We start from the raw sequence: 13,216 nt of genomic DNA, 5'->3' as shown, positions 1-13,216 counted from the left end.
GGGCACGCGGGCGTGCCCGGCGCGCGCTCACCGGACGGTTTCGCGTTCGGCGGCTTCGTTGCGCGGTTCACGCGCGGCGCGCGCGGTCGCCGGTTTCGGCGGCAGCGTCTGGACGACGGAGCGGCCGTACTGATCGTCGAAGCGGACGATGTCGTCCTCGCCGAGATAGTTGCCCGATTGCACCTCGATGATTTCGAGCGGAATCTTGCCCGGGTTCTCGAGTCGATGCACTTCGCCAACCGCGATGTACGTCGATTCGTTCTCGCTGAGCAGGAATGTCTCGTCGCCGCGCGTCACCTTCGCGGTGCCGCTCACGACGATCCAGTGTTCGGCGCGGTGATAGTGCATCTGCAGCGACAACTGCTTGCCGGGTTCGACCACGATCCGCTTTACCTGGAAGCGCTCGCCGAGGTCGATCGAATCGTAATGCCCCCACGGCCGCTGGACCTTGCGATGTTCGCTGGCCTGCGGGCGCCGGTCGATCTTCAGGCGCTCGACGATGTTCTTCACGCGCTGCACGTCGTGCTTGTTCGCGACCAGCACGGCATCGGCCGTCTCGATTACGACGACGTCCTTCATGCCGACGCAGGCGACGAGCCGGCCTTCGGAGCGGACGAAACTGTCCTGCGTGTCCTCGAACACGATCGGGCCGCGCGCGACGTTGCCCTGGTCGTCCTTCGGCATGATTTCCCAGATCGCGTCCCAGGTGCCGATGTCCGACCAGCCGGCCGCGAGCGGCACCACGATGCCCTCGATGCCGAGCTCGGGGTGGTCGGTCAGGCGCTCCATCACGGCGTAGTCGATCGAGTCGGACGGGCATGCGTCGAACGCCGCCGCATCGACCCGGAAGAACGATTCCTCGGCGACACCCGCGCGCCACGCGGCCTCGCACGCGGTGTGGATCGCCGGCGCGAGCGCACGGATCGCCTTCAGCCAGACCGACGCGCGCGTGACGAAGATTCCGCTGTTCCACCAGTAGTCGCCCGAATGCAGGTAGCGCTCGGCGAGCGCGACGTCAGGCTTTTCGACGAAGCGGCCGATCGAGTAGCCGCCTTGTCCGCCGAGACGGCCGGTGCGCTGCGCGCCGACCTGGATGTAGCCGTAGCCCGTTTCCGCGCGACGCGGCAGCACGCCGAGCGTGACGATCGCGCCTTCCTGCGCGTAGCGTGCCGCCCGCCCGATCGCGTCCTGGAAGGCCGCGACATCGCTGATGATGTGGTCGGCCGGCATCACTGCGAGCACCGGATCTTCGTCGAGCGCGGTCGTATCGAGCGCCGCGAGCGTGAGCGCCGGCGCGGTGTTGCGCGCGGCGGGTTCGAGCAGGATGCGCGGCGGCGCCGCGCGGCCGACGACCTGCGCGGCGCTCATGATGCGATGCTGTTCGCCGCACACCAGCAGCAGCGTATCGCCGAGCGACGCGTTGCTGATGCCGTTCAGGCGGCGCGCCGTTGCCGACAGCGGCGATTCGTTCGAGATCAGTTCGATCAACTGCTTCGGATGGCACTCGCGCGACAGCGGCCAGAGCCGCGTGCCCGAACCACCGGCGAGGATCACGGGCAGGACGCGCGGCAGGTCCGGCTCCGGAACCGGGAGAAGGGTGGGGGTCATCGATTGACTCCGGTATCGGTGGGAAGTCGGTTGTGCACGCGGCTGTCGGTGCGGGTGTCGGTGTCGGACGCGTGCGGCGCCGACGCGACCCGGGACAGCAGGTTGCGCAGTGCTCCGGCGCTACGGTCCACCGGCCGGATCAGGCCGATGAACGGCGTGCCCTGTTCCAGATACGGGCCGTATGCCTTGCGGAATCCGAAACGTTTGTAGAACGCATGGCGCGGCGCCGGGACATGCGTGCGCACGGCGACGTCGGGCCATGCGGCGTGCGCGGCGGTGAGCGCGCGTTCGATCAACCGTTCGAGCGTATCGTCGTCGCGACAGGCCTCGCTCGTGAGCACCTTGTCGATCACGACTTCCGGATCGATGTCGTCGCCCGGCAAGAGGCGCGCGTAGGCCGCGATTTCCACCGTATTGCCGTCGCGTACGCGCGCAAAGATGTGCAGGGCGTCGGCGTCCTTTCCGTCGATGTCGAGATGCGTGTGGGCGTCCTCGACGACCAGCACCGCGTTGCGCGCGCGCAGGATCGCATACAGGTCGACCGAGCTCAGATGTTCGAATTCACAACAATGCCATTCCATGATGCCGTCCTCGCGTGATGCCCTCAGCAGGCCGTGTCGCATGGACGCGTTGGTTCCGGACGTCACGGCTGAAGACATCATGCTTACAAGCGGCACGCCGGTCTGTTCGAAAGCGCACTCAGGCTTTCGGTCAGGCGCGCGCCGCAGCCGCACGCGCGACGTGCGTCAGGCAAGAGCCGGACAGTGTGTGGTAGCACACATCGGCGCCGCGACCGCTTTTTCATAATGGGCGGGTTGGAGCAGCCGGCGCGATGCACGGCCTGCCCGACGCGAACGTGAATGAAAATCCGGGGAGGCAGTACTTGAAGATTGCGATCGTTCACGACTGGCTGGTCGTGCAGGGCGGCGCCGAACGCGTGCTCGCGCAGATGATCGACTGCTTTCCGCAGGCTGACGTCTACAGTCTTGTCGATTTTCTCGAGGATCGCGCGTGTCTGCGCGGTCACGACGTCCACACCTCCTTCATCCAGAAGCTGCCGTTCGCGCGCAAGCACTACCGCAGCTATCTGCCGCTCTTTCCGCTGGCGATCGAGCAGTTCGACCTGTCGGGCTACGACGTCGTGCTGTCGAGTTCGTATGCGGTCGCGAAGGGCGTGTTGAGCGGCCCCGACCAGTTCCATGCGAGCTACGTGCACTCGCCCGTGCGCTATGCGTGGGATCTGCAGCATCAGTATCTGGACGAGGCGGGCCTTGCGCGCGGACCGAAATCGCTGCTCGCGCGTGCACTACTGCACTACATCCGCAACTGGGATGCGCGTTCGGCCAATGGCGTCGACGGCATGATCGCGAACTCGCGCTTCATCGCGCGACGCATCCGCAAGGTCTACCGGCGCGACTCGACGGTGATCTACCCGCCGGTCGACGTCGAGCACCTGTCGCTGCGCACCGACAAGGAGCCGTTCTACCTGACCGCGTCGCGGCTCGTGCCGTACAAGCGGATCGACATGATCGTCGACGCGTTTTCGCGCACGCCCGAGCGCCGTCTCGTCGTGATCGGCGACGGGCCCGACATGGAGAAGATTCGCGCGCTCGCCGGGCCGAACGTCAGCCTGCTCGGCTATCAACCGTTCGATGTGCTGCACGATCACCTGCAACGCGCGCGCGCGTTCGTGTTCGCGGCGGAAGAGGACTTCGGCATATCGCCGCTCGAAGCGCAGGCATGCGGGACGCCGGTGATCGCGTACGGGAAGGGCGGCGTGTGCGAGACGGTGCGCGCATGGCCGGGCGAGCGCGCGACGGGGCTGTTCTACCGCACGCAGACGGCAGACGCGTTGCTCGACGCACTCGCACGCTTCGAGGCGCTGCCGCGCGGCACCTTCGATCCGCATGCGTGTCGCGGCAACGCCGTGCGCTTCGGCGCCGCGCGCTTTCGCGACGAGCTCACGCGTTTCGTGACCGAAGGTTATGCCGCATTGCAGAACGAGATGGCGATGCCGGCGGAATGCCTGCCCGTGGATGGCGACGCGGACGGCGAGCCTGGCGTCGATGCGGATGAAGCGGGCGAAGCGGACGAAGCAGACCATCGGGACGACCGGCGTGGCGCTGCCGCGCTGCGTACCTGAGCCGTCGCTGTCGGCCGGATCGTTACGACGATGTAACAGGCAGTGCAGTGAAGGATGCGACCGGCGCCATCTCCGGGCGACCGGCCCGCAGCCATTGCCCGCCAAACCGTATGGCCAGTGGCGTTTTGTGTATATTTAGGCGACGTATGTTGGCAATGAGAGACGCCAATCGTGAGGAAAGGTTAGATTTACCACCGACGGACGGGAATCGTCGTAGATAATCAAACGACAGTCTTCAAAGGACGGTTTCGCGAGTTTCGGCGGCGGCGTAATTGAATGATTCGGGGCTTACTTTTTGGTAACAGAGCCACTCGAAACGACGTGTAAGTTCAGGAGCGGAAGAAATGAGGCGGCTAATCCGGGTACGGGTTGGCGGCCATCCGGTTCAGCATCGGGCGCGGCTGTCGTGTACGACGCGACGCAAATGCGGACGGAATTCGCGTTTGCCGACGTGCCGGCTTGAAGGCGCGTCGCATCAAAGCCGGAATGCCGTGGCGCCAGTCGCCGCGCATTCCCTTCGAGTTCGATGAATGCGGGACCGGATGACGTCCGGCTCGATTTCCGGGGGCTTTTGCCGTGTGTAATTTCGATCTTCACCCAAGCTGTAGAAACGCAGCGCGGATTGGCGGCCATGCCCCGCCGACACCGCGCGCGAACGGTTCGCGTAGTGGAGAAAGTGATGGTTCGTTATGAATATGCCAATAACGCGCGATAAGAGCGCCGGCGAGGGGAGAACTAGCGGGCAGCGTCCCCTGATTTACTGGACGCAGACACCGTCGGTCATGCTTCGCAAGGAACTGGCGAGACGCGACTGGAAGGTGTCGATCGTCGCGCATGCCAGCGAGCTGCGCGACACCTCCGGTGAAATCACCTGCGGCATCCTCGACCTGAGTGGCGGCCACGCCGATGCGATCGGCAGTATCGCGTCCACCTGCGCCTCGATGCGCGACGTCGTCTGGGTCGCGCTCGTCGAGGCTGGCCAGACCGCTTCTCCGAACGTGCGCGCGCTGTTGCGCGACTACTGCTTCGACTACATCACATTGCCTGCGTCGCACCAGCGGATCGCCGATACGGTCGGTCATGCGTACGGAATGGAATGTCTGTTCGCGCGCGACCGGGAGCGGCTCGAATCCGAGGAACACGGCATCGTCGGCACCTGCAGCGCGATGCTGCGGCTGTTCGATACGGTGCGCCGCTTCGCGCGCACCGATGCACCGGTGTTCGTGTTCGGCGAAACCGGCACCGGCAAGGAACTGACCGCCGTCGCGATCCACCGACATTCGGAGCGACGCAACGGCCCGTTCGTCGCGGTCAACTGCGGTGCGATCCCGTCGCACCTGCTGCAATCGGAACTGTTCGGCTACGAGCGCGGTGCCTTTACCGGCGCGAACGCACGCAAGATCGGCTACGTCGAGGCCGCGAACGGCGGCACGCTGCTGCTCGATGAAATCGGCGATCTCCCGCACGAGAGCCAGGCGAGCCTGCTGCGCTTTCTGCAGGAGCGCTCGATCCATCGGCTGGGCGGCAGCGATCCGGTGCCGGTCGACGTGCGGATCGTCTCGGCGACGCACGTCGATCTGCGCGAAGCGATGGAAGAAGGGCGGTTCCGCGCGGACCTGTTTCACCGGCTCTGCGTGATGCGCATCGACCAGCCGCCGCTGCGCGCACGCGGCAAGGACATCGAACTGCTCGCGCATCACATGCTCGAGCGCTTTCGCGGCGACGCCCGCCATCGCGTGCGCGGCTTCTCGACGGATGCGATCACCGCGCTCTACAAGCACGACTGGCCCGGCAATGTGCGCGAGCTGATCAACCGCGTGCGCCGTGCGGTCGTGATGACGGAAGGACGCCTGATCACCGCGCAGGATCTCGAACTCGAATACTGTCTCGACGCCGCGTCGCCGTCCGTCGCGGACATCCGCAAGTCGATCGAGCGCGAAGCGATCGAGACGGCCCTGCTGCGCACCCGCGGGCGCGTCGCGGCTTCCGCGCGCGAGCTTGGCGTATCGCGCGCGACGCTGTATCGCTGGATGGAAGCCTACGGAATCGAACGGCCGCGCGGCACGGGCTCGTCCGACTGACGGGCATGCCGCGCGACCGCGGGTCTGCGCGGGTGCCGTGCGTGAGGGTCACGCCACCCGCACAGGCCAGGACGGCCGCGTCAGTCGGCCGGTGCGGCGCGCACGGTGCGTGCCGCGTTGAGCGCGCGGATCTCGACGATCGGCGGTGCGCCGGTCGCTCCCTGGGCACCGGCATGTTCCTGCGCCACCAGCGCGACGCGTGCCGGCGTGCCGGGCGCGAGATGGAACCAGTCGTCGCGCGGGACGAACCCCGGTGCATCGATCTGAACATGGCGCGCGACGTGACGCGTGTCGATATCCACGTGCCACGTATCGCCGCTGCGAGAGACGCACGCTTCGATCCCGAGCTCGCGCCGTGTGAACACGGCGGGATGCGTGCGGGACGGGAAGTAGAACGCCTGCGACAGCAGCGTGTCGTCCTCGGCGCGCAGCGTCGCGACGACGGTGTCGTGCTCGCACGGCCCGAAGCGATACGCGTAGGTCCAGTCGAAGAAGCGGCCGAGCAATTCGGCCGAGCCGAGCCGCACCGCATCGTGCGCGGCGATCCGGACCGGGCCGCCGGCACGCGCGACCGGCGTGCGGCCGTCGCGCAGCGCGACCAGCTCGACGGTGGCCGACAGCGGCGCCGGCCGTTCGTTGAGCACGTGCACGTCGAGTCCGTTCAGTCCTTCGTCGACGAGCACCACCTGCACCGGTTGCAGCACCTGGCGCAGCGCATACCAGGCCGATTTCGGCCGATGCGTCGCGTCGATCAAGCCCCATCCCGCGCCCGCCATCACGTCCTGGAACTGCCAGACGAGCGCGCCGGCGCAGCGCGAGCCAGCACGCCGCCATTCGGAGAACGTGTCGCGCATCACGTCCGCGATCGCCGCGCGCGACAGCTCGAAGTAGCGCAACGGGTCCTCGCGCCGCAGGCGGTCGGGCGACACGTCGTACAGCGTCTGCAGGTAGTGATCGCGAATGTCCTCGAAATCCCACGACGTGCCGGGGTCGCGCGGCACGGCCGCCTTCCAGCGCGGCTCGTGAATGCCCGGCCAGCCGAGGCTGTCGAGCATTGCGTTGTCCGGCACGTTCGCGAATGCGAGACATTCGCTTGCGAAGCGCACGTCGGCGCGACGCGCGTCGTCGAGCGGGCGCAGATACGCACCGACGCCGTAGTAGTGCGACACGCGCTCGCGCGGCATGAACGGCAGTACGCCGCCGTCGGGTGTGTCAGCCACATAAATTGCGTCTGGCCGCCGTGCCGCCGCGTGTCCGGCGAGGCGCTCGGCGGTCAGTTCGACGAAGCGCTGCTTGGGGCCGAGGCCCGACATCGCCGCCTGCTGCGCGATTTCGCTGCCGCCGCACAGCACTGCGAGCGACGGCGATGCCCGGTGACGCGTGAGGAACTGTTCGGCTTCGTGATCGACGGCGTCGGCGAATGCGTGATCGGCCAGCGCATAGTCGAAGTTCGCGAACATGAAGTCCTGCCAGACCAGCAACCCGAGACGGTCGCACCACGCATGGAACGCATCGGCCTCGTAGGTCATCGTGCCGCCGACGCGAATCATGTTGAAGCCCGCGTCGCGCGCCAGCCCGAGCAGGTGGCCGTAGGTCGCGTCGTCCGCATGCAGTGCGAGCGGCGCCGCGCTGCTCCAGCATGCGCCGCGCGCGAAGATCGGCACGCCATTCACGCGCAATCCGAATCCCTTGCCGTCTTCGCCGGCATCCTGCTCGATCGTGCGGAAGCCCGTCGCGCCGAGCGGCCGCCGTTCGGCGCCGATGTGCAGCGCGACGTCGTAGAGCACCGGTTCGCCGTGCGTGTGCGGCCACCAGCGGCGCACGTTGGGCACCGCGACGGTCGCATGCAGCCGGTCGGCGCCGCGGCGTTCGAGCGTCGCGTGATGTTCGCCGCACGACAGCCGGGCCGCGAACGCGTCGGGCAGCGGCGCGGCGAACGCGAGTTCCGCGTCGAGCCAGCCGGTGTCGCCGTCGATGCGCGCATGCAGGTCGCAATGGACGAGCACCGGGCCGTGGGCCGGATCCAGCACTTCGACAGGACGCCACGGGCCGGTCGGCACGCAACGCGGAAACCAGCCCGGCATGTGGCCGAGCAGCGACGTGCGCACGGCGCGCAGCGCCGCCGGTTCGGCCAGCCGCGTGCGCCAGCGCGCGCGGCGCGGCGCGCGAGCGTCGCGCAGGTGCGGAGCGAGGGCGCGGAAGCAGACCAGCAGCCGGTGCGTGCCGTCGAGCGACACAGGCACGTCGTGCGTGACGAACATGCTGTCCGAGCGCAGGATCGGCGTGTCGTCGAGCCATGCTTCCGCCAGCGTCGCGAGGCCGTGAAAGCGCAGCACGCGCGGCCCGTGTCCGCGCAGATCAAGCCGATACCAGTGGTCGCGTTCGTCGTGCGATGCCACGTCGTCGGGCCGGCCGGCCAGCGTGAGCGCCTGCGCGACCGTGCCCGGCACGGGCGCCGCGATCCACTCGGCGGCGGCAGGGAGATCGCGCGGGCCGTGGGCGACGCCCGCGGCCGTTGCGACCATCGACCACGCGGGCACGGCGCGCGCGCGCGTCACCGCATCATCGGCACGGGTGCCGCGTTGACGCGAACGGGCGCAGCCGGCTGCAGCGGCGGGGCGATCTGCCGTGCGCCGTCGACGAGATCGGCGTAAGCCGCTTCGATCGCGTCGAGCGTGGCATCGCCGCGCTCCTCCTTGCCGCGCGCGCAGGCGCGCGCAAGCCGGAACTCCAGCACCATCGCCTCGGACGCAATGCGATCGCACGCGGCACGGATGTCGGCGAACGGGCCGACGCAGCCGCTCGCCTGCAGCCAGCGCGCGTAGTGGCCGAACAGTTCGAAGTTCGCGCCGAGCTGGCGCACCGAATTGAACGAGTACGCGTGGAAGCGTTCGAGCGGCGAATCGGCGAGCGATTTCGCATCGAACTGCAGCTGCCGCCGGAACGCGGCGATCGGATTGACGATCGGCAGGCGACGCAGGTGCCGCTGCAGCGACGCGAGCGACGCTTCGCACAGCGAGCGCTCGTCGAGCGGCGTGAAGCGCCGTTTCGCGCACTCGACGTACGGCGGCAGCGGCATCGGCGAACTGCCGCCGACGAGCCCGTTGTAGTCGAAGTCCTCGGCGACGTAATAGCCGCTGTTGTGGAAGTAGCCGATCTGGCGCCGGGTGCGGTCGATCGCGTCGATGCCGATGGTCGTCTTCGTATGCTGAGTGCGGTACGCGCTGCCGCGCGTGTCGGGCAGGAACCACGCGTCGACCTCGACGATCATCAGATGACCGCGCGCGACCTGCGTCTCGATGTGCTGGTCGAGCGGTTCGTAGATCGAGTGTTCCTGCACGACGATCCCGTAGAGCCGCTCCAGTTCGTCGTGCGGAAACTTGAAGAACGTGAACTGGTCGCCCTCGAAATCGAGCGCCACCGTAAACGGCAGCGCCGCGTACGGATTGAGGCCCCACCACCGGAGCACCTCGAGCCACATGTCGACGTAGCAGTTGGTCTGTTTCCAGACCATCTCCTGACTGTGCAGCGGGTGCGGCCGGTAGTGGCGTGCGCGGTGGCGCACGTCCTCGAACGACGCTTCCTCGCCGTCGCGGGACACGAATTTCATCGCGTTCCCCACAGCACGTCGCGCACTTCGACCGGCCACGCGTCGATGTCGAAGCCGTGGTGGCGGAACAGCGCGAGCGTCAACCGTTCGAGACCGAAGCCGACGCAGCCGGTGTGCGCGACGTCGTTCGTCGCGGTGCGGATGTCCCACAGCATCCCGAAGTGATCCATGTGGTAGTTGAAGCTCAGGCACGCGGTCTGGCGGCCGTCGTGCTCGATCGGGATCAGCAGCTCGAACTTCAGGTTCTGCTCGCGCTGGCTGCTCGCGACGATCTTGCCGCCGCGTCCGAAGAACGGATCGTTCGCGAGGTCGATCGTGTTCGGCAGGCGCAGCGCCTCGATCATGTGCGTGCCGCGCTCCATCCACGTTTCGCGGAACGCGACGATCTGCTCGGGCGTGCCGACGCGCACGTATTCGCGCATCCGGAACAGCTGCATGCGGGTCGGGTCGAGCGACGGTTCGTGCCGGAAGCAGTACGAGAACAGGTCGAAGAGCCGGCCGTCCTCGGGCAGCGCACCCTCGCGCGCGACGACCGGGTAGACCGGATAGCACGCGGCCGGCGTCATCACGACGTAGGTCGGTTTCTGGCTTTCGGTCCAGTCCTCGCCGCGATCGAGGCACTGCAGTACCCGCTGGTGGCGCTGTTCGTCGCCGCAGAACGCATGCACGCTGCCGGCGAGTTGCGGGAAGCTCTTCATGTACTCGCTGCGCTCGAACTCGGGGCGGCTCATCGCCGGCGGGAAGCGCAGGACTTCGGCTTGCTGGTCGGCGCCGAGGCGCGTGACGAACGCGTCGAGCGCTTCGACGACGCGCTCGAAGCGTTCGCTGCGGCCGAACAGGCCCTGGATGCCGGTCGATACGAGCAGGCCGGCGTCGATCAGTTCGTCGCGCAGCGGGTTGACGCCCGCGCGGTCGAGCGGTGCATCGGACGGCGCGGCGGCGGAAGCGGAGGGCACGGAGAGGCGATCGTTCACGAGTGTTTCTCCAGCGTCGTGGGACGCAGTGCGAGCAGCAGGTTCGAGGTGTTGACGGCAATGCGGTCGTTGCTGATCATCAGCGGCGCCGCGTGCAGGTCGCGCAGGTGACGACCGACGCTGAACGGCGTGCCGTGCTTGTAGCCGGCCATCCCGCAGATCATCATCGCCTGTTGCACGACCTCGAGCGCGGTCGACGACACATAGGTCTTCAGCGTGTTGATTTCGGCGGCCCAGGCCATGCTGGCCGACCACGAGCGGGCCGATGCGCCGGCATAGAGACGCAGCACGTTGTCGACGCGGGCCTGCATCGCCTGCATTAGCGCCAGCGATTCGGCGATGCGGCGCGATGCGGGCGACGGCGCGCCGTCGGTCTGGCGTGCCTGCGCGCGGAAGAACTGGTGCGCACGATGGAACGCGTCGCCGGCGACACCGATCCATACGGCGGCCCACAGGATGTGTGACACCGGCACCATGGTCTGTTCGGCGATCTGCGCGAACGGCACCGGCAGGCATTGCACGGTCGCGCCCTGCGCGTCGAGCACGAAGCCGTTGCTGCAGGTGCCGCGCATGCCGAGCGTGTCCCATTCGCCGCGGCGCGTGAGCGTATAGCCGTCGCGCAGCAGCGTGACGAGCACCTGCTCGGATGCGGGCGCATCGGCGTCGCGTCGCGCGGTCGCGAGGATGCCGTCCGCGTAGTCGCCGTACGAGATCGTCGGTGCGGACTTGCGCAGGCGGAATTCACCGCCGGTGCTTTCGATTGCGCACTGGCTCGCGCGCAGGTTGCCGCCGACGCCGTCTTCCGACGTCGCCGACGCGAGCAGCCACTGGTGCCGCACGAGCTGTTGCAGGAACAGCTTGTGCCAGCCCTGGTCGGCCGCGTGGTCGACGATGCAGGCGACCTGGATCTGGTGCATCGCGAACACCATCGCCGACGACGCACAGGCCTGGCCGAGAATCGAGCATGCCGATGCGACGTCGGCGAGCGACGCGCCGGCACCGCCGAGATGGGTCGGCACCATGGCGCTCAGCAGGCGGCGGGCGCGCATCGCTTCGATCGCCTCGACCGGGCAGCGCGCGTCGCGATCGACGGCGTCGGCGTGCTGGGCGGCGATGAGCGCGACGGCGCGCGCGGCCTCGTCGAGCCGATGCGTTTCGTCGTCGGCAGCGAGTTCGGGAAGCAGCGCGCTCATGCGGAATGCTCGGCGCGTTGCAGGGTGGCGATCGTTTCCGCGAGCGCATCGACGCTGCGGAACAGATTGCGGTTCAGCATCTCGTCGGGAATCTCGATGTTGAACTGCTTTTCGATCGCGAGCATCAGCTGGATCGTATCGAGCGACGAAAGGCCCGCTTCGTAAAGGTCGTCCCCGTCACCGATCGAGTCGATCGCGGCTTCGAGATGGGCGACGTGCTTGAGGATGGTTCTGATTTCGTTTTTCACGTGCGGCTCCGGCGTGCGTGGTGTCGTCCGCGCGGGCGGACGCGCACAATGCGCTGACATCCCCCCGGCAGTCCAGCATCAGTAGACCATTCGCCCGCACAGTGTTCTGTTCGCCACCCTACAGTCTGCTGACCCCGCCCGCATCGGCACGCCGAAATGCCGCGCGACTCACGCGCGCGCGGCAGCCGTCACGCCCGAGTCCGCCGACAGGATGCGTTTCATGTCGTCGCGCACGATCGCGCGGCAACCGCACGACAGCTTCTCGAGACCATCGAGATCGGCGAGCTCGATCGAGCTGCGGTACTGCCGGATCAACCCGAGCTTCTGGATTTCGCCCGCGGCGTCCGTGACCGTTTCGCGCCGCACGCCGAGCATTTGCGCGAGCATGCTGTGAGTGACCTGGATCTCGATGCTGCGCGAACGATCGTAGGCGAGCAGGAACCATCTGCATAACTGATGTTTGAGCACATGATGGCGGCTGCAGAAGGTGATCTGCGAGACCTGGGCCATCAGCAGCCGCACGCACACAAACACGAGATGGCGAATCACCGGCGACACGTCGAACGCGGTGGCGAACACGCGCCGGTCGAGCCGGTAGACGAAGCCGTCGCGACAGGCGACGGCACGGCAGGGCATCCGGCCGCTGCCGCCGATCACGTCGTCGCACACGATGCTCTCGCTGCCGATTTCGGCGACTTCCAGCGTCATGCCGCCGGACGACACGTACTGCAGCGAGATCGCGGTCGTCACGGGCAGGTAGACCGCGGCCAGCGTTTCACCGGGCTCGCAGAGCACTTGCCCCGATTTCAGGTGGACCAACTGGAGGTTGGCGATCAGCGTGGCGCGTTCGTCACGGTCGAGCGCCGCGAGAAACCGGTTGGCGTCGAAGCTGTGCGACAGCTCGATCATGCCGGTCGCCTGGGCGACGGCGTCAGGGGCTTGTTGAGTCACGGCGCATCCTTGTAGCGTGGCGGTCGCACATGGCGCGAAAGCATCCCGGCGGGATTTAGCACGCACGTGCGAATTGTGTGTTCAACGGAATTCGAGTGCAGATAGCCGGAAAAAGGCTAGCACGCAGTTGAATCGAGTCAATTGCGTATTACGTCACTTCACAAAGTTTGACGATTTTTGGCGAAAGCAAACGTTATACAGATTTAAAGTTCCTGTTTTCTTGCATTAAACACCCTGAAAAGAATCGTGTGGCGAGCGGCAAATCAACTTCGATCTGGAATCAATGCCCGGCGATGTGCATCGTACAAGGAAAAAATCCAGTTCGCATTGAACATTCTTTGACATTTGAGATATCGCGAATCAATTTTTCAATGAAATCAGATGCCTGCAAGCGATGTGTGCGTTTGG

The 13,216-nt window shown here is 66.9% G+C and carries 10 protein-coding genes; 2 read left to right on the top strand and 8 right to left on the bottom strand.

The annotated features are described in order from the left end of the window. Positions 1-27: 27 nt before the first annotated feature. Positions 28-1,608, bottom strand: a complete 1,581-nt coding sequence (locus BX604_RS19620) for a mannose-1-phosphate guanylyltransferase/mannose-6-phosphate isomerase (protein WP_098552262.1) — start codon at positions 1,606-1,608, stop codon at positions 28-30. After that, entirely contained in the window at positions 1,605-2,267 is a 663-nt protein-coding gene (locus tag BX604_RS19615) for a drug:proton antiporter (protein ID WP_373562427.1), read from the bottom strand. The genes BX604_RS19620 and BX604_RS19615 overlap by 4 nt, the downstream gene beginning before the upstream one ends. Positions 2,268-2,491: 224 nt before the next feature. On the opposite strand from BX604_RS19615, the gene BX604_RS19610 reads away from it, so the two are divergent. Together BX604_RS19610 and BX604_RS19600 are read left to right on the top strand one after the other, a co-directional pair. Beyond that, positions 2,492-3,751: a glycosyltransferase family 4 protein gene (locus BX604_RS19610; RefSeq protein WP_098552967.1), complete on the top strand. Its 1,260-nt coding sequence runs from the start codon at positions 2,492-2,494 to the stop codon at positions 3,749-3,751. Between the two features lie 689 nt (positions 3,752-4,440). After that, complete coding sequence (locus BX604_RS19600) at positions 4,441-5,832, top strand: sigma-54 dependent transcriptional regulator (RefSeq protein ID WP_162826177.1); 1,392 nt, start codon at positions 4,441-4,443, stop codon at positions 5,830-5,832. An 80-nt stretch (positions 5,833-5,912) separates the two neighbouring features. Here the strand turns inward: BX604_RS19600 and BX604_RS19595 are convergent, their stop codons facing one another. From BX604_RS19595 to BX604_RS19570, 6 genes are all read right to left on the bottom strand, one after another. Then, the gene (locus tag BX604_RS19595; RefSeq protein ID WP_373562426.1) at positions 5,913-8,357 is read right to left on the bottom strand and encodes a glycosyl hydrolase 2 galactose-binding domain-containing protein; all 2,445 of its coding nucleotides are present in this window, start codon (positions 8,355-8,357) and stop codon (positions 5,913-5,915) included. Positions 8,358-8,386: 29 nt separating this feature from the next. Next, on the bottom strand, positions 8,387-9,442 hold the full coding sequence (locus BX604_RS19590; RefSeq protein WP_098552966.1) for a DUF1839 family protein: 1,056 nt from the start codon (positions 9,440-9,442) through the stop codon (positions 8,387-8,389). Continuing rightward, a complete protein-coding gene (locus tag BX604_RS19585; RefSeq protein ID WP_098552259.1) occupies positions 9,439-10,416 on the bottom strand; it encodes an amino acid--[acyl-carrier-protein] ligase in 978 nt (325 codons plus the stop codon). The genes BX604_RS19590 and BX604_RS19585 overlap by 4 nt, the downstream gene beginning before the upstream one ends. After that, entirely contained in the window at positions 10,413-11,609 is a 1,197-nt protein-coding gene (locus BX604_RS19580) for an acyl-CoA dehydrogenase family protein (protein WP_098552258.1), read from the bottom strand. Before BX604_RS19580 ends, BX604_RS19585 begins: the two co-directional genes overlap by 4 nt. Then, the gene (locus BX604_RS19575) at positions 11,606-11,857 is read right to left on the bottom strand and encodes an acyl carrier protein (RefSeq protein WP_175717055.1); all 252 of its coding nucleotides are present in this window, start codon (positions 11,855-11,857) and stop codon (positions 11,606-11,608) included. The genes BX604_RS19580 and BX604_RS19575 overlap by 4 nt, the downstream gene beginning before the upstream one ends. A gap of 168 nt (positions 11,858-12,025) precedes the next feature. Then, positions 12,026-12,808, bottom strand: coding sequence for a Crp/Fnr family transcriptional regulator (locus tag BX604_RS19570; RefSeq protein ID WP_179894827.1), 783 nt, complete (start codon positions 12,806-12,808; stop codon positions 12,026-12,028). Positions 12,809-13,216: the final 408 nt, after the last annotated feature.

It is taken from the genome of Burkholderia sp. JKS000303 (genome assembly GCF_002563755.1).
Classification (GTDB): Bacteria; Pseudomonadota; Gammaproteobacteria; order Burkholderiales; family Burkholderiaceae; genus Burkholderia; species Burkholderia anthina_B.
The sequence above is the reverse complement of the archived record's forward strand: the minus strand, read 5'-3'. Positions and strand labels throughout refer to the sequence as shown.